The following is a 16,236-nucleotide window of genomic DNA, read 5'->3' on the forward strand; positions in this document are numbered from 1 at the left end:
TTGCCGTACACTTTTTTTTATACCTCGAAGATATGTAAGCAATTGATGTACGCAGCAAGATCAGAAGCGTAATTTGATTTAAATAAAAGAACGATACGCGGCAAGGTCATCCGCAAGTGTTTGAGTCAGGACTACTTCTAATCAAAAATGTTTTTGCAATACTGTGAATAATTTGAAGGTAATGATCGAGTTTTGCGGTGAGGAGCATTGCTCCGCAAGATGGTTTCCTTGCGAAGCTTCGCTTCTCATTTTGCCGAATGAGAAACAACGTTTCGTAAGAGTACCTCCAGCCGAAGGCTAATCCCTATATTCAATCTCTAGACGTAAGACTCCGTCGAATCGACTTAAAATCATTTTAGAAATTCAAGATTACTTTTATGTTCCTAACATCTCTAAGTAAGGAAAACCTTAGAGAACGACTTTAAGCAAAGCTCTCCCAGATTCCAACTTGCCCCTCTTTCACTCGAGGAATATTGCCGAGTTTAATCCACGGCATATTGTCACCATGAAAATCACTGCCAACAGAAACTTTTAAGTTAAAGGCAGCAATCATACGATCCACCATTTGACGAGTCGATAATGGCTCAATTGCCGGTGGTAATTCCACTGCATCACCACCCGCTTCAGCAAAGATTTCAATCAAATAACGAATATTGGTCGCAGATAAATCATAACGCGTTGGATGCGCCAACACCGCAAAGCCACCACTGGCATGAATCACCTCAATGGTTTCTGCAAGACTCGGACCTTCAAATTTTACAAAGGCTTTTTTGCCTTCTTTAATATATTTATCAAAAGCTTGTTGTGGACGTGAAACCACACCCTTTTCCACCAAAGTTTTGGCAATATGCGTGCGTGTTACCCGATCTGGTATATGGTCAACCTTGGCAATCACATCGCTATAAATATCTTGACCAATTAACGGTATCAATAAGTCACAAATCTGCCGAGCACGTTCCGCTCGAATACGCTTTTGATCCATCAATAAGGCTTGTAAGGGCGCAGGATTTTGCATATTTAAAGCGACAATATGTACACCATAACTTTTTTTGGTTGCAGGTCTCGACCACTGGCTAGAAATCTCCACACCAGAGATTAATTGCAGCTTTAATTCATGCGCAACCTGCTCTGCAGCCAACAAACCGTCCATCGTATCGTGATCAGTCAAAGCCAGCGTATGAATTCCAATAGCACTTGCGGCCTGCACCAGAGCCTCTGGTGACAAAGTACCATCAGAAATATTACTGTGTGTATGTAAATCTACGCCTTGCATCTCTATACTATGTCATTTATTTGATCAGATTTAGATACTCTAACATGAAAGCACTTTTAGACTTTGTGCCACTCATTATTTTCTTTTATTTATATAAAACTGTAGATCCAAAAGATACGCAGCACCCATTATTACAATTGATTGGTTCTGCTGGGGGTGTCGATAACAATAACATTCTTGTGGCAACATCAGGTCTCATCATTTCCATGCTTGTGGTTTATGGTGCATTGTTTGTGATGCAAAAATTCCGTCTAGATAAACAGCAATGGATTGTGTTGTTCATGACCGTGATTTTTGGTGGTATTACCCTGATGCTAAGCGATGATTTTTATATTCGCTTAAAAGCCGTTTTACTGAACTTAGTGTTCGCAGGGGCGTTTTTACTTTCTCCACTGTTTAGTAAAGATAAGAAACCGCTCATCGAACGTTTATTTGGTCCAGTCTTAAATTTAACCGCTGTCGGTTGGAAACGATTGAACTATGCATGGGCTGCAATGTTCGTGGTGATGTCATGTTTACACACCTTTTTCGCTTATTTGTTTGCAGACGGAAAATATTGGGGTGAATTCACTGCTTTTGGTGACATGATCGTGATGTTTTCCTTTATCATTATTCAGTTTATTGTATTACGTAAATACTTTAAGACCTCAGAATAATCCATTCGGTCAAAAATCAGGAAAAGTCATGCCATTATTCGTCGTAAGCTGTACAGATAATGAAGGTACAGTAGAAAAGCGCCTTGCAGTTCGCCCTCAACATCTTGAACGTCTACAAAAACTTGATGATGAAGGTCGTCTGATTGTTGCAGGTGCGATGCCTAAAGATCCGGCAAACCCACAAGCTGGTTTTTATGGCAGTACGATCATTGTCGATTTTGATAGTCGTGAAGCCCTAGACCAATGGTTGGCAGATGAACCTTTCCTCAAAGAAGGGGTTTATGGCCAAATTGATGTCAAACCATTTAACAAAGCATTTCCTAAAGGATAAGGTTCATGCGCGTCGTTGTTTCTAGTTTAATGGGCTTATCTTTAATTTGTTCAACTGCATGGGCTGAAGAACCGGCTCCTGCACCTGCTGTAGCCCCTGCTGCTCAAGCAACGACTGCAACGCTTCCTCCCAATCCTGTGCCGCATACCATTCCTGCCAATAAACCGGGCATCATTAAAGTGGCGGCAACTGTCAATCCCAATGGTCAACCTCAAGATGCAAATCCATTGACCATTGAGCAATTGGCAAAAAATAAAGCGCTGCAAGATGCCAAAGTCAAAGCGATGGTCAAAGACCAATCTGTACGCTTGCAACAGTTAGAAAAAGCTAACCTTGAAGCCTTGGCGCAAAACCAAGAATTACAACTTAAAAATGATAGCTTGGGCGTACAAGTACAAGTGCTACAAAGTGAACGTAGCGCGCAGATGTTTTTATATGGTGGGACCACGCTTGGTGTTGGCGTGATTTTAGGTTTCTTATTGGCCAGTTACGTCTATACCAAACGTCGTCGTCAATGGTAATTCGTTTTTCTACTTCAATTTAAAGGTTGCTTGAGTTTTGTCAGGTGCAATTCAGACTGCCGATCTCGATTGGCAAATGATCGATGGCATTGATATTCCAGTGTCTAAACAGTTTGGTGATGTGTATTTTTCGAAGGACAACGGCCTACTCGAAACACGTCATGTGTTTTTAAAAGGGAATGACCTCGACACTCGCCTTGCGGCACTGACTGATTTTGAATATTTCAATGTCGGCGAAACAGGTTTTGGTACAGGCTTAAATATTTTGGCCTTGTGGCAATTATGGCAACAGGTTCGTCCAGATAATCACAGTCATCTGCATGCTATTTCTGTAGAAAAATTCCCTTTATCTAAAGTAGACCTCATTCGTGCATTAAATGCATGGCCTGAATTACAACCTTTGGCACAGCAACTGATTGCGCAATATCCTGAACCTATTGCGGGATGTCATCGACTCAATTTTCCAGAAGAACGTTTTTCAATTGATCTTTGGTTAGGCGATGCACACGACGTGTTTCCGGTCATGGCAAAAACTGCTACGGTCAATGCATGGTTCTTGGACGGTTTTGCACCCGCCTGTAATCCTGACATGTGGGAAGAAAACGTACTCAAAAATATCGTGCGTCTATCAGACATTGGGACGACCTTCTCCTCATTTAGTGTGGCAGGTGTACTGAAACGCGGCTTACGTGAGCATGGTATTACCATTACACGACCACGTGGCTTTGCTCATAAGCGTGAAATGCTCAAAGCCTTTTGGCTCGCACCTGAAAAGTTAGATGATCAATCCAATGCTGCTGACATACCCACTTTAGACGAAAAAAAAAATCCTGAAATCACTGTAGGTCATAAGCCCCGTCAAATCGCGATTATTGGCGCTGGCATAGCTGGTTTGAGCTGTGCTTGGGCATTTGCTCAACGTGGGCATCAAGTGCGTATTTACGAGAAATCAGCACCACTCAGCGGTGGGTCGGGCAATCCTCTTGCCCTGCTCAACCCTAAACTCTGTCCAATTGAACAAAGTGCTGAGCATCTGATGACCCTGAGTTGGTTATATGCGCTCAAGCATTATCAAAACTTCAAGGCATTTCGTCCCTTACAGATTCACCAATCTATTTTAAAAAATAAAGTAGAACACCTTGAGTTAGCTCAAAGTTATCCTTCAGAGGTGTTAGCTGCTGAAGAAGGCACGCTAAATCAATTAGCCTCAGCATTTCCAACCTTGCTCCTCAAACAAGCAGGCGCAGTCAGTCCACATCAGCTTCGTGACCAAATCTTGGCACATCCACACATTGAATTGTTACAAGCAGATATTCAACGCATTGAGCAGCAACAAAATGGCGTTGCGCTATTTACACAGGATCAGCAGCTTCCATCTGCCGAACATGTCATTCTCTGTGCTGCACGTGAGAGCATGCAGCTACAAACAGATTATCCAGAGCTGCGTGCCATTCGTGGACAAGTCAGTTGGTTGAACAACCCCGCTCAACAAATGGACATGCATACAGCCTATAGTTATGGGGGCTATTGTATGCAACTGGATGCCGAACAGATGATTATGGGCGCGTCATTTTATCCCGGCCGTGATGACACCGACGTTCTCACTGAAGATCATGTGCATAACTATGAACTTATCCACAGTGTGTTCCCTGACTTTGCAAAAACCTTAGCACCGATTGAGCAATGGCAAGGACGTGCCGCAATTCGCGCACAGACGAAAGACTTTTTCCCGGTAATTGGTGCAGTCCATGAAGATCAGCAAATTTATAGCTGTAGTGGACTCGGTTCTAAAGGTTTCCTGTATGCCCCGCTCTGTAGTGAAATCATTGCCGCGCTGGTCTTAAAAGAAGCCTGCCCTATTCCAACACAGCTACTCGATAAAATTCATGCAGCACGTTTTATACGACGCGCCAAAGCCAAACAAAAAACCAAGAAGCCTTATTTTCAAGGTCAGATACCCTTAAGTCGTCCTCAAAAAAAATAACCTGCAATAAAAAAGCGCCTTTCGGCGCTTTTTTTGATTCGATCTCATTTCCCTTGTTCCAAAGGAAGACCGGCATCACGAGCAGCACGCGTGCCGCCCATTAAGATTACATATTCACGTGAGCTGTCAAAACCCTCTAGTAACTCTGCTGCACGTGGAGCTTTACTTCCGCCACCACATAAAATGTAAATGGGTTGATCCGTTGACACCTGAGTCAGTGCATCTGATGACAATGCGTTGATCGGTCGGTTAACCGCACCTTTCACATGTGCTTCAGCATAAGCACTTGCATCGCGAACATCCCAGATAATCGAGTCTTCTGGGAACTCAAATGTTGTAATTTCTTGTTTACGGATCATTGCACACTCCTTTTGATGTAAACAACACTTGGCAAATGAAGAAAACATCCCTAGCATCTCAGATATTCTTTCCCTTTGTAAAGGTCTAATCTATGCCTTCTTTTGATATTGTTTCCGAATTAGAAGTTTTTGAAGTAAATCATGCAGTTCAAAACACGCAAAAAGAAATAGCGACGCGTTTTGACTTCCGTGGTCAAGACGTTTCAATTGAGTTAAATGAGAAAAATAAGGAAATCAAAATCTCAACAGAAAGCGATTTCCAATGTGAGCAAGTGTATACCATGCTCGAAAATCATTTCTTCAAACGTAAAGTAGACATTCAAGCACTCGATCCACAAAAAATGACAGCTTCTGGTAAAAACGTTATTCAAGTGATCAAACTAAAAGACGGTCTTGACTCTGATACTGCAAAAAAAATCAATAAAGCCATTAAAGAAAGCGGCATTAAAGTGCAATCTTCTATTCAAGGCGACAAAATTCGTGTGACTGACAAGAAACGTGACACTTTGCAACAAGTGATGGCGTTCTTAAAAGAGCAACAGTTTGGTGTGCCGCTTCAATTTAACAACTTTAAAGATTAAGGCAGCACAACTGCCATTGAGGTCAATATGGCACGTCCAAATCGTCTAAATAAACTGGTTAAAGCAAGCTCTAAATTACCCAAAGGTATTCAAAGTCGTTTGCTCAGTCGAGCTTTTGGTCGTGTCGTGCCCATGGTTGGAACAGCTAAGATCCAATATCAACATGTCAGCCCTGAGCGTGTTGAGGTGAGCATCGCCAATCATAAGGCGATGCAAAACCACATCGGGCAAGTACATGCCTGTGCCATGGCGCTGATCGCCGAAACAGCCACCGGTTTTGTCACAGCAATGAACGTTCCAGACAGTGCCATTGTCCTGATTAAAAGCTTCAAAGTTGATTTTAAACGTCCAACCCAAGGTGGGATGAAAGCGATTGCAATGCTTACACCCGAACAGCAACGACAAATGCAAAGCACAGAAAAAGGTGAAACCTTCGTACAGGTCTTAGTCACCGATGAATCTGGTGAAGCACCCATTCAATGCGAAATGCTTTGGGCGTGGGTGGCAAAATCCGCTCTGAAAAATAAATAAATGTAAATAAAACTTACTTTTAGGTAAGTATAAGTTTTACCAAATTTCAGCAAAATCAAGACTGTTTTTTACTATTTATACGCCCTAATTCCGCTCAATATGCTTGCACGACACAAATATATTGAGCACTTTATGAAAAAAATCATTCCCCTCTCACTCATCAGCCTGGCGGTGTTTTTAACTGCATGTCAAAGTACTATTCCTGCAACGCCAACAACTCCAAATCAAACGGCTGAAAGCAATATTCAAACCAGCCAAGCAGCGGAAAATAAGAAAATCGTTATTGATTTTTATGAAGGTGTCTTTCTTAAACATCAGGTTAAGACATATGCTGACCGATATATTGGCAATCAATATATTCAACATAATCCGCATGTTCCTGATGGCAAAGCGCCTTTTGTTGATTATTTTACCGAGTATTTTAAACAAAATCCTGATGCAAAAAACCAGATCAAACGTGCCGCTGCCGAAGGTGATTTGGTCTATTTACATGTGCACTCTACGCAGAATAATCAAGACCGTGGAGAAGCCATTATTGATATCTTCCGTGTTGAAAATGGCAAGATCGTCGAACATTGGGATGTGCAACAAAGCATTCCTGAAACCAGTGCCAACTCAAACACGATGTTCTAATTTCTCAGTCACTATTCATAAAAAAGCCACTCGATTGAGCGGCTTTTTTTTTGCGTCTAACTTTAATTAAGCTTGATCTGCAGCAAATTTAGCTTTTGCATCCGCAGGAATTTGACGCTTAGCACCTTTCACATCCACAGCGACAAATGTAAACACACCTTCGGTTACGCGAATTGGATCACGTGAACTGTCGTGACTATCCCAAACTTCAATTTGCATTTGGATAGAGGTATTACCCACTTTTAAAATTTTGGTATATACACTGATGACATCCCCGACTTTCACTGGAACGAGGAAGGTCATTTGGTTAATTGAAATCGTTGCACAGCGTCCTTGACTGAAACGCTCTGCGTGAATTGCACCGGCCAAGTCCATTTGTGACACGATCCAACCACCGAAAACATCACCACTCCAGTTGGTGTCTGCAGGCATCGCGATGGTTTGTAGGGAAAGCGTTCCTTCAGGTTTTACATGAGTTTCTGACACTTTAGCTCCTGGCGCTGACATTTATTGAGGTAAATTTAACTGCTGGTTGAGCCATTGTTGCAACTCACCAGCACGCATTGCACCGCTTATTCTAGCAATTTCGTTGGTTTTATTCATCAAAACCAGTGTAGGAATACTACGAACATTAAATGCACCACTCAATCGAGGGTTTGCTTCGGTATCAATTTTGGCAAAAACCACCTTCGGATTAGATTTTGCAACTTGTGCAAAGTGTGGCGCCATCATCTTACATGGTCCACACCATTCAGCCCATAAATCAATCAGCACAGGTAAATCACTATTGCTAATAAAATTTGCAAAGTTCTTTTCATTCAACTCGATGGGCGCCAATGGAATCAATGCTTGATGACATTGACCACATGCAGGTCCAACTTCGAGTTTTTCTTCAGGCACACGGTTTTTTGCACCACATTCAGGACACACAACGATCATTTAGCTGACTCCAACATGTTGATGTAAAAATTCTAATTGGGTTGCCATGGCTTTTTCAAACCATTGCCCGTGATAAATATCAAAATGTTGCATTTCCCACTCATAATACTGCACATACGGTGCAATATTGGTCGCAGTTTCACGGCTTGATTCAATGGGAATCAAACTATCTTCTTTGGCTGCAATAAAAAGTACTGGTATACTAATTTTACGTACATCTAATATTGGGCGATAACGGATTAGCTTAAAAAAGGCCCGAGCCGGAATTTCGCCACTCCAATAAAAATCAGGATTTACAATCGATAAGTAGCCCGCATAACTGTCTTCAGACTGTAAAAAACACAATCGATGTGGATGAACTACAGGTAAAGTCGTTGGGCTCATCCCAACTTTAGAACCCATATAGTCCTGACTCGATAATTTTAACGCTTTGGGTAATTGCTGTAAGGGATACAATTTTGCACTTTCAGCACCGTCGACAAATGGAACTTGTACCATCACCGCTTTAATATTTTTAAGCTCTGCCGCTAAACTGAGTACATAGCCACCACTTAGCGATGTTCCCCATAATACAATGCGTCTCGAATCAATCGATTTACGCTGCTGTAAATGATCGATCATGGTCCGCCAATCTTCAAGTTGAGCTTTAAGATTCACCAACTCTCTCGGACGCCCTGTGCTGCCCCCCCAATAGCGATAATCAAACAACACGACAGCATAGCCCGCTTGTACAAAGCGCTTGGCATATTGCACTAATTTAAATTGGCGTAATGCCGCCAAACCATGCGCCATGAGAATGACTGCAGGTTTTTCAATAGATTTTGGACGATAAAAGTCAGCAGCTATAACATCTTGTCCGCTTTTGACATACAGTGGTTCGACTGTATAGGCGTGCATACGCGCTCCATTGCGTTATTTTATGGTTGTAATCGCTTATAAAAATTTAAGAACATTCTGCTCAAGTTTGTGCTTAATGCTATCATAAAGCATAAATCTATGAATTAAATTATGGAGTGACTCAATGAGCGAAAATGTTGGTTTTGCAGGTCAAATCGGCCCAGAACATGTAGCGCAAGTGGTTGAAAAAGGCTTTAAATCGATTATCAATAACCGCCCTGACATGGAAGGTGGTCCTGAGCAACCAACCAGTGCTCAAATTGAAGAAGCAGCTCGTAGCGCTGGTTTAGACTATGTTCATCAACCTGTTGTTGCGGGTCAAATTTCTGAGCTAGATGTCCGTAACTTTGCTAATCATTTTAATGAATTGCCAAAGCCAGTACTCATGTTCTGTCGTACAGGTAACCGTTCAAATAACCTATATCAACTAGCAAAACAGATGGATCTTTTGGATGACTAAGGCTTTCATTCAAAAAGCTTTATTGATCGCAACATGCATCTTTCCAGCACCTACATATGCAGATAATAGCAGTCAGCCTTTAAATGCAAATTTAAGTGTCTCTGGACAAATGACCACAGATAAATTTTCAAGTTTACTCAAGCAACTTAAATTTAAATCTGTGATTGTGAATCGACCAGATAGTGAGGCGGGCAATGAAGTGACTGTTTTACAGTTAAGAGGGATTGCTGAAAAGTCTCATGTGAGTGTTGTGTATCAACCTGTGCAAAGTGGTAAAATTTTTCAAACAGACGTGAAAGAATTTGCCAAATATTATAATGAGCTTCCTAAACCCATTTTGATGATTTGTCGCAGCGGCTCTCGTTCGACATCTCTTTTCAATCAAGCTCAGGCTCAAGGTTTGCTCAATGACTAAATTCGTGTTTACCGTTTTATTTACAGCGTTGTTGCTAACAGGGTGTAATTCTATGAATGTACGTCCAACCGTTGGTGTAAGTGTAGGGACTGCACTTTGAATTGAACAGTCTCTACAATAAAAAACAGCGCCGAAGCGCTGTTTTTTTAATTATTAAGGACAACCGCTCAGACCGTATGGACTTGTTAAGTTTGGACCAAAAGTACCATTTGAACTATAGTCAGTTGTTACTGATGGTAAACCTAAACCATAGGTTGTACGTGTAGGTAAAGTTGCAACTTCAGACGATGCACCAATTTGCACATTTAACCATTGTGCATAAATTTTCGGATAACGAATTGTAAAGTCAAATTTACCATCCTTATCAGTCGTGTAAGTCGCTGTAGCTCCTTGACCTAGGAAAGTTGGGACCTTAACAGGAGTATTACCTACTGGCGTACCTTCCGGTGCTGCAGAACACGCAGTAATTGGATTCGTAGTTGGCGCGATACCCACATCATCCAATGCATTATTTGGAGTGCCATTATTATCCATTGGAACACCATCATCATTGTAATAGATATTGGTATTGGTTGGATCGACATCATAATAGCTTTCGCCAGCTGCAACCCACTTAACTTTCGGGCTAGGTGATCCAACTTCTGGTGCTAATGCCCAAATATATCGACCTTTGAAATAAGTAGTAGGCGTAATATCCATTACTACTTTTTGATTAGCTAATGGTTTCCCATCAAAATCAACAACGCTTACTGACAAGTTACGAGTGTAATAAACACCATCACTAGATACACCTGTCTCAGTTGGATTAACCCCAATCACAATGGATGCAACAGGATTTTCAACAGCTGCTTGCACGATATTAACCATACGAACCTGTACAGCATCTGTAAAACCTGATTCTTTATAAGTTGCAGTTAAACGTAAATTATCGGTATCAAAAGTTGCAGCCGAATATCCACTACTACGTGCATTTTCATCTACTTTTACAGTAAATGTTGCTTGACCATTTGCATCTGTTGTCAATCCTGAAGGGCCTTCAATGATAGCACCATTAACTAATTGGTCTATTACAGCTAATTCAACATACTTATTTGCAACACCGCCACCATTAAGGTCAACAAGTGTCACGGTAACCTCAGTACTATCTTCACGAACATTTAGCATCTGCTTATTTGTAGCAATGCGCAAGCTGTACTGTGTAGGTTGAATTTGAGGTGGTGGTGCAATAGTTCTAATGGCTTCTAAACGTTTAATTTGAGTTGCTACAGCACCAGCTTCATTGATATGTGTTGCTGTTAATTCAATACCACTTGCAATCAATAGGTCGCCATCAACTGTTGCACCATCAATTTCTACAGAGAAGAATGCATTACCATTAGAATCCGTCATGACTGATTGAGGCAAGCTAGTATTTGTAGAACCACCGCCCCCTGGTGTACCAATAATAATGCTTGCTGCATTGTTGGCAGCTAAATTCACAAGCTGATTTCTTAAAGGCTGTCCATTAACATCTGTCAACTGTACTGAAACAATTGAACGATCACCTTCTACATTTAAATTTTCTTTAGAAACTGAAAACTCTAAATTATTGGTATTAATCGCTTCATAAACTGTGAAATTAAGTAGTGCTTCTAATTTTTCACCTTTTGGATTCGTAATCGAGCCTTTAACTTTTATACCTGCTGTTAACAACGCTTGCTTAGCAGCATCCGTCATTTCCTTTGGTAAAGTAATCGTGACTGGTACTTGGCCATTTGCCGAAGTTAAAACTGAGTCAGCACTGAGCTTAACACCAGCAGCTAACGCTTCATTATTTAATGTTAGGTTAACTGGATAGCCTGTATTTGCTCCCAACTCATCTTTTACTGCGACTTGTAACTGGTAAGATTTTCCTAGCTCTAAACTAGAATTATCGGCTGTAAGACGTAGATTTACAGAATCCTTAGGGATCGCAACCTGAATTGTTCCTGTTTGCTGAATACGATCACCATTGCTTGGACTTGTACCAACGACAGCAAAAGTAATGCCATTTTTAATCAAACTTGGATCATACTCACCCTCTGATACACGAACAGTAAACTCAGCCTCACCATTACTATTTGTTTTTAAATTAGTGTCAGAAAGTGATACACGAGAGCCAGCTAGTGTAGAGAGTGCAATTGATAATGAGGTATTCGGTATTAAATTACCATCCTCATCAATTGCTTTTACTTTGACTTTAACTTCACCACCCAATACCGAAACAGTTTGAATATCGTATTCAAAATTCAAATTTGCAAGATTAGGAAGTACAACAACGGGGGCAGTAACGTCGATTTTACGCGTTAAAGTATAAGATGAACCATCAAGGCGATTGCCACGTACAGCGACTGTAATGCCATTTGCAACTAAATTTGCTGCTTCAGTTGCATTATTTGCTTTAACTTTTAAGCTAAATACAGCATTACCATTGGCATCCGTTGTCACACCAGAGGCAGATGAAAGTGATACACCATTACCCAAAGCTGCATCGTTTAGACCCAAACCAACTTTTTGGTTCGCAAAAGCCTTACCATCTGTACCAATTGCTTTAACGCTAACTTGTAAAGTTTGTTCCGCAGCTCCAGGAGAAACAATAATAGATCCAGGCATTTGTACATCTAAATAATCTAGATCAATCGAGTTTTGCTCTGTCGGTGCTTTAAAATTTAATGTAATGGATTGTTGTGCACTGCTCACTGAACCCGCAGTTGCAGTCAAAATAATACCATTCTTTAATAATTCTAACTGACGATCACGATTAGCATTATTCACCTTATATGAATATTCAAATGTCGCATAACCATCACTAGATGTATTTTTAATTGCAGCACTCGAAAGACTTAGTCCTAAAGCTTGTAAATCAGCTACAGGTAAGTTTGGCATAGAAATTTTAACGCTTTCTCCATTTAATGGACTTCCTTCAACGCCAATGGCTTTCACTTTAACTTGAATTTTTTGATCAATAGTATGATCAAAGGAAGAATTTATAGGATCAATTGCTAGATAATTTACTTTTTCCTCAGATTTTGCTTCATCTTCTACAGCAATTTTAATGCTGTTAGTCAAGTTATTATCTGAAGTAAATGTCGCCGTGATACCTGCTTGTATTAATGCCGCAACAGCAGCTTCTGTTTTTGCATTAGATTTTAAGGTATAGGTTACATAACCATTTTTGAACTCTTGCTCAGCACTACCATCAAATGTAATACCATTTGCACTCGCCTCTTTATTTAAAGATAACGTTACTTTTCCTTTCGTTGCAGCTTGACCTTTGTTATTAATACCTTGAACGGTAATTGTAACTTGATCATCTTTCGCATTAATTTTATAAGAAGAGGCTACTTCTAAACGCTGTAGTGCTAATTGATCGCTTGCATCCGTATCATTTGTAATTACACTAATCGTATCTTGAGCGAAGATTTCATCATTATCTGCATATATTGCTTTTAAATTGATTCCTTGTTGAGACAAAGCAATTGGATAAGATGAATTTGATTTAATGGTGAAAGTTGCATATCCACTTGCATCCGTCACTTGTTCTTTCGGTTCTATTGAAACACCGTATGCTTCACTCTTATCAGTAAATGAAAGCTTAACTAATTTCCCAGATAGCGCTTCGTCATTACTATTTTTTGCACGTACCTTAACCGTTGTCAGACCACCTTGTGCCGCTAGTGCTGCATCCGCCTTTATAATTTCAAGTTTTTGAACCATTACAATCTGGCGAATATCTTTAAACGTTAGCACACCCGGAACTACTTTTTGTGCTTGAAATTCATCAATTAATTTAAATTGTAATGATTGTGATTTTGCAGCGAATTGTTCTTCCATTTGCGAATCAGTTAAATCTGGATTCGCCGTAATAGTAAACTTAGCTTCACCTTGCGCATTTGTAACGACTGTTGAACCAGATGAAATAGAGAATTTGCCAATCATTGCTTCAGGTAGTGCTAAAGTAACAGTTTGATTAGCCTTGGCACCACCATTAGAGTCAGTCACACGAGCTGTAATACTCGCTGAGCCCTTAGGTAGATCTAAAATAACACCTTGTTCGATACTGATATTATAATTACTAGTTACCGTACTTTTTTTACTAATATTAAGCGTATAAACTTGCTTAATCGTTGTTCCATCAACAGTTGCTGTCAGTTGAACCTTGCCTGAACTAGTCGCTAACGAAGGGACATTTAAATCAAAGCTAGCAACGCCACCTTCACTCGTTGTAACAAGTGAATTAGCACTAGTAACACCAATTTTTTCTGAATCAGAAATTGATAAGCGAACCGCTTTATTAGCAATACCACCTTTATCGCTATTTAAAACTTGTACTGAAAATTTTACAACAGAATTATCATTAGCATTCGCTATTGTATTACCAGCAGCATCTTTTAATTCTAAAACATTTAAACTTTCTGCAATCTGAGCAGAGTTATCTGTTGATTCATTACCTGAAGAATTATCACCGCCACTGTTGGAACTGTTATCATCATTATTAAAGTATCCATCGCTTCCCCCACCTCCACATGCAACTAAAGCAATTGAAGTTGCCAATACTGTAGAATTAACCCCTAATTTTTTTAAATTAGAAAAAATTGTCATGCCGAATACCCACTGTTTTATATAATAATTGACGTCAAGATTTAACTTTTTCGCCTTTTGCTAAAATTTAATCAAAATTAACAAAAATAAGCAATACAACAAATAAAGTTACATATTGGTAAACTTGAAATAATAAGTGAAAGTTGTATTTTTTATTCATAAGTATAAATTATTTCACATGTATTAGCGCATTTGTTAACTTCAACAACTTCTATTATTTTACACAAAATTACTTATCGTATGTATTTTACCCACTAGTTTGATGCATTATTAAAGCACTAAATAATTATGAATTACCTTAAATCTAAACATTTGAGCTACCTCTTCCCTCATTATTATTATAAAGTTTGAAAATTAAGCTTCAGATAAACATCTTGTAAAAAAGTTAGCACATATCACAAAGGTCATAAATTAGCATGTACGACATCATCATTATCGGTGCAGGAACAGCAGGCATTTCAGCCTATAAAGAAGCAATTAAAAAAACACAAAATATTCTTATCATTAATGATGGTCCTTGGGACACCACCTGTGCACGCGTCGGTTGCATGCCAAGTAAAATACTCATCTCTACTGCCAACCGTATGCACGAAATTGGAAATGCAGATAATTTAGGCCTTGATGTCAAAAGTGAAATTGATACATCTAGAGTCATGCAACATGTTCAAACTTTACGTGATCGTTTTACACGAGCCACTTTAAAAGATATTGAAAGTTGGCCAAACCAACATAAAATATCAGGAAAAGCTGAATTTATTGATTCCAATACCATTCAAGTAAATAGTCAAACATTTCAAGCCAAATCATTTATCCTTGCAGTAGGTACAACTCCTACTATAGATGCTGAACAAAAACAAATATTAGGCGATAAATTAATTACGTCCGATCAAATATTTGAGTTAGAACAACTACCAAAATCTGTCGCAGTTATTGGAAGTGGTGTCATCGCTTTGGAATTAGCGCAGGCTTTAACACGCCTCAATGTAAACACCACGGTTTTTGCACGTAGTCGAAAAATTGGCTCATTGACTAGCCCCATATTACAAAAGCTCGCACAGGAAGAATTAAGTAAAGAATTAAAGCTAAAGTTTGAAATTTTACCTGAACATTACTCTGTTGAAGGCGATCTAGTTCATTTAACCTATACTGAAGAAAACGTACAAAAGTCGCTACAAGTTGACTATGTCTTAGCTGCAACCGGCAGACGTACATTATTAAATACCTTAGGTTTAGAACGTATAAGTGCAGAATTTAAAGATATTAAAAATTTACCGATCAATCCGGATACAAAGCAACTAGCTGATTATCCAATTTTTATTGTCGGTGATGCACATACCAATACCCCTATCCAACACGAAGCAGCTCATGAAGGTAAATTTGCAGTACAAAACTGTTTAAACTTTCCACAAATTCAATCTATAAAGACGCTAACACCTCTAGGTATCTTATTTTCTACACCACAAATGGCAACCATTGGACAAAGCTATAAACAACTACAAGATAAAAACACAGAGTTCGTCATTGGTTTCGTTTCTTATGAAAAACAAGGTCGTGCAATTGTTGCTGCTAAAAATAAAGGGGCTGCCGAAGTATATGTGGATACTATTAGCCATAAACTATTAGGAGCTGAGCTATTCTGCGCGGAAGCTGAACATTTGGCACATTTATTAGCTTGGATGATTTCAGAAAAACTAAGCATTCATGAAATTTTAGATAAACCCTTCTATCATCCAACGTTAGAAGAAGGATTAAGAACAGCATTAAAGCATGCACGACGTCAATTAATATAATTTTATCGTTTTATGTAAATTTATAGCGTTGGATTTCCAGCACTTTATTTTCGTACCTTACCCTTTTTCTGCGCATAAAAAAACACCCCCTTCGCTTTGAAGGGGGTGTTTCGAATAAAGAGCTGGCGATGACTTACTCTCACATGGGTAACCCCACACTACCATCAGCGCTAAGAGGTTTCACTTCTGAGTTCGGGAAGGGATCAGGTGGTTCACTCTTGCTATTGTCGCCAGCACAACTGTTAT

Annotated in this window: 16 protein-coding genes and 1 rRNA gene; 10 read left to right on the forward strand and 7 right to left on the reverse strand. The window is 39.7% G+C overall.

The features are described from left to right. Window positions 1-421 precede the first annotated feature (421 nt). Window positions 422-1,273, reverse strand: a complete 852-nt coding sequence (locus FTV38_RS11935; RefSeq protein WP_180008985.1) for a PHP domain-containing protein — start codon at window positions 1,271-1,273, stop codon at window positions 422-424. A gap of 44 nt (window positions 1,274-1,317) precedes the next feature. Here FTV38_RS11935 and FTV38_RS11940 point away from each other — a divergent pair, with 44 nt between their 5' ends. The 4 genes from FTV38_RS11940 to mnmC are packed head-to-tail and all read left to right on the forward strand — an operon-like array spanning window position 1,318 to window position 4,765. Further along, a complete protein-coding gene (locus FTV38_RS11940; RefSeq protein WP_078191311.1) occupies window positions 1,318-1,929 on the forward strand; it encodes an inner membrane-spanning protein YciB in 612 nt (203 codons plus the stop codon). Between the two features lie 28 nt (window positions 1,930-1,957). Then, window positions 1,958-2,260 carry a YciI family protein gene (locus FTV38_RS11945; protein ID WP_078191312.1) on the forward strand — a complete coding sequence of 101 codons (303 nt, stop codon included), beginning with the start codon at window positions 1,958-1,960 and terminating at the stop codon, window positions 2,258-2,260. Window positions 2,261-2,265: 5 nt separating this feature from the next. Further along, window positions 2,266-2,781 (forward strand): hypothetical protein, encoded by a 516-nt coding sequence (locus FTV38_RS11950; protein WP_180022586.1) that lies wholly within the window; start codon window positions 2,266-2,268, stop codon window positions 2,779-2,781. Window positions 2,782-2,818: 37 nt separating this feature from the next. Continuing rightward, on the forward strand, window positions 2,819-4,765 hold the full coding sequence (gene mnmC, locus FTV38_RS11955; protein WP_180022587.1) for an FAD-dependent 5-carboxymethylaminomethyl-2-thiouridine(34) oxidoreductase MnmC: 1,947 nt from the start codon (window positions 2,819-2,821) through the stop codon (window positions 4,763-4,765). 44 nt (window positions 4,766-4,809) lie between these two features. Here the strand turns inward: mnmC and FTV38_RS11960 are convergent, their stop codons facing one another. Beyond that, entirely contained in the window at window positions 4,810-5,124 is a 315-nt protein-coding gene (locus FTV38_RS11960; RefSeq protein WP_078194202.1) for a rhodanese-like domain-containing protein, read from the reverse strand. A gap of 92 nt (window positions 5,125-5,216) precedes the next feature. On the opposite strand from FTV38_RS11960, the gene FTV38_RS11965 reads away from it, so the two are divergent. From FTV38_RS11965 to FTV38_RS11975, 3 genes are all read left to right on the forward strand, one after another. Beyond that, on the forward strand, window positions 5,217-5,705 hold the full coding sequence (locus FTV38_RS11965) for a YajQ family cyclic di-GMP-binding protein (RefSeq protein ID WP_078194203.1): 489 nt from the start codon (window positions 5,217-5,219) through the stop codon (window positions 5,703-5,705). A gap of 27 nt (window positions 5,706-5,732) precedes the next feature. Then, entirely contained in the window at window positions 5,733-6,236 is a 504-nt protein-coding gene (locus FTV38_RS11970; protein WP_180022588.1) for a DUF4442 domain-containing protein, read from the forward strand. A gap of 132 nt (window positions 6,237-6,368) precedes the next feature. Further along, complete coding sequence (locus FTV38_RS11975) at window positions 6,369-6,869, forward strand: ester cyclase (RefSeq protein WP_180022589.1); 501 nt, start codon at window positions 6,369-6,371, stop codon at window positions 6,867-6,869. Window positions 6,870-6,935: 66 nt separating this feature from the next. Here FTV38_RS11975 and FTV38_RS11980 read toward each other — a convergent pair whose 3' ends face one another. From FTV38_RS11980 to FTV38_RS11990, 3 genes are read right to left on the reverse strand one after another with little or no spacing between them, the layout of a single operon-like run. Continuing rightward, entirely contained in the window at window positions 6,936-7,355 is a 420-nt protein-coding gene (locus FTV38_RS11980) for an acyl-CoA thioesterase (RefSeq protein ID WP_078191328.1), read from the reverse strand. Window positions 7,356-7,376: 21 nt separating this feature from the next. Then, complete coding sequence (gene trxC / locus FTV38_RS11985; protein ID WP_078191319.1) at window positions 7,377-7,808, reverse strand: thioredoxin TrxC; 432 nt, start codon at window positions 7,806-7,808, stop codon at window positions 7,377-7,379. Next, window positions 7,809-8,705, reverse strand: coding sequence for an alpha/beta hydrolase (locus FTV38_RS11990; protein WP_180022590.1), 897 nt, complete (start codon window positions 8,703-8,705; stop codon window positions 7,809-7,811). A 124-nt stretch (window positions 8,706-8,829) separates the two neighbouring features. Between FTV38_RS11990 and FTV38_RS11995 the strand changes: the two genes are divergently transcribed. Further along, complete coding sequence (locus FTV38_RS11995; protein WP_078191321.1) at window positions 8,830-9,165, forward strand: TIGR01244 family sulfur transferase; 336 nt, start codon at window positions 8,830-8,832, stop codon at window positions 9,163-9,165. After that, on the forward strand, window positions 9,158-9,580 hold the full coding sequence (locus tag FTV38_RS12000) for a beta-lactamase hydrolase domain-containing protein (protein WP_180022591.1): 423 nt from the start codon (window positions 9,158-9,160) through the stop codon (window positions 9,578-9,580). Before FTV38_RS11995 ends, FTV38_RS12000 begins: the two co-directional genes overlap by 8 nt. Before the next feature lie 153 nt (window positions 9,581-9,733). Here FTV38_RS12000 and FTV38_RS12005 read toward each other — a convergent pair whose 3' ends face one another. Beyond that, on the reverse strand, window positions 9,734-14,200 hold the full coding sequence (locus tag FTV38_RS12005; RefSeq protein ID WP_180022592.1) for an Ig-like domain-containing protein: 4,467 nt from the start codon (window positions 14,198-14,200) through the stop codon (window positions 9,734-9,736). 416 nt (window positions 14,201-14,616) lie between these two features. Between FTV38_RS12005 and FTV38_RS12010 the strand changes: the two genes are divergently transcribed. Continuing rightward, window positions 14,617-15,990 (forward strand): dihydrolipoyl dehydrogenase, encoded by a 1,374-nt coding sequence (locus tag FTV38_RS12010; RefSeq protein ID WP_180022593.1) that lies wholly within the window; start codon window positions 14,617-14,619, stop codon window positions 15,988-15,990. A gap of 120 nt (window positions 15,991-16,110) precedes the next feature. Here the strand turns inward: FTV38_RS12010 and rrf are convergent. Then, window positions 16,111-16,225 (reverse strand): 5S ribosomal RNA (gene rrf, locus FTV38_RS12015). Window positions 16,226-16,236: the final 11 nt, after the last annotated feature.

Origin of the sequence: Acinetobacter sp. YH16044 (genome assembly GCF_013417145.1) — a bacterium.
Lineage (GTDB): Bacteria > Pseudomonadota > Gammaproteobacteria > Pseudomonadales > Moraxellaceae > Acinetobacter > Acinetobacter amyesii.

Bases quoted from the DNA above. Each gene is read 5' to 3' on its own strand.
- FTV38_RS11935 (WP_180008985.1), bottom strand. From the start codon at position 1,273: ATGCAAGGCGTAGATTTACATACACACAGTAATATTTCTGATGGTACT.
- FTV38_RS11940 (WP_078191311.1), top strand. From the start codon at position 1,318: ATGAAAGCACTTTTAGACTTTGTGCCACTCATTATTTTCTTTTATTTA.
- FTV38_RS11945 (WP_078191312.1), top strand. From the start codon at position 1,958: ATGCCATTATTCGTCGTAAGCTGTACAGATAATGAAGGTACAGTAGAA.
- FTV38_RS11950 (WP_180022586.1), top strand. From the start codon at position 2,266: ATGCGCGTCGTTGTTTCTAGTTTAATGGGCTTATCTTTAATTTGTTCA.
- FTV38_RS11960 (WP_078194202.1), bottom strand. From the start codon at position 5,124: ATGATCCGTAAACAAGAAATTACAACATTTGAGTTCCCAGAAGACTCG.
- FTV38_RS11965 (WP_078194203.1), top strand. From the start codon at position 5,217: ATGCCTTCTTTTGATATTGTTTCCGAATTAGAAGTTTTTGAAGTAAAT.
- FTV38_RS11970 (WP_180022588.1), top strand. From the start codon at position 5,733: ATGGCACGTCCAAATCGTCTAAATAAACTGGTTAAAGCAAGCTCTAAA.
- FTV38_RS11975 (WP_180022589.1), top strand. From the start codon at position 6,369: ATGAAAAAAATCATTCCCCTCTCACTCATCAGCCTGGCGGTGTTTTTA.
- trxC (WP_078191319.1), bottom strand. From the start codon at position 7,808: ATGATCGTTGTGTGTCCTGAATGTGGTGCAAAAAACCGTGTGCCTGAA.
- FTV38_RS11990 (WP_180022590.1), bottom strand. From the start codon at position 8,705: ATGCACGCCTATACAGTCGAACCACTGTATGTCAAAAGCGGACAAGAT.
- FTV38_RS11995 (WP_078191321.1), top strand. From the start codon at position 8,830: ATGAGCGAAAATGTTGGTTTTGCAGGTCAAATCGGCCCAGAACATGTA.
- FTV38_RS12000 (WP_180022591.1), top strand. From the start codon at position 9,158: ATGACTAAGGCTTTCATTCAAAAAGCTTTATTGATCGCAACATGCATC.
- FTV38_RS12005 (WP_180022592.1), bottom strand. From the start codon at position 14,200: ATGACAATTTTTTCTAATTTAAAAAAATTAGGGGTTAATTCTACAGTA.
- FTV38_RS12010 (WP_180022593.1), top strand. From the start codon at position 14,617: ATGTACGACATCATCATTATCGGTGCAGGAACAGCAGGCATTTCAGCC.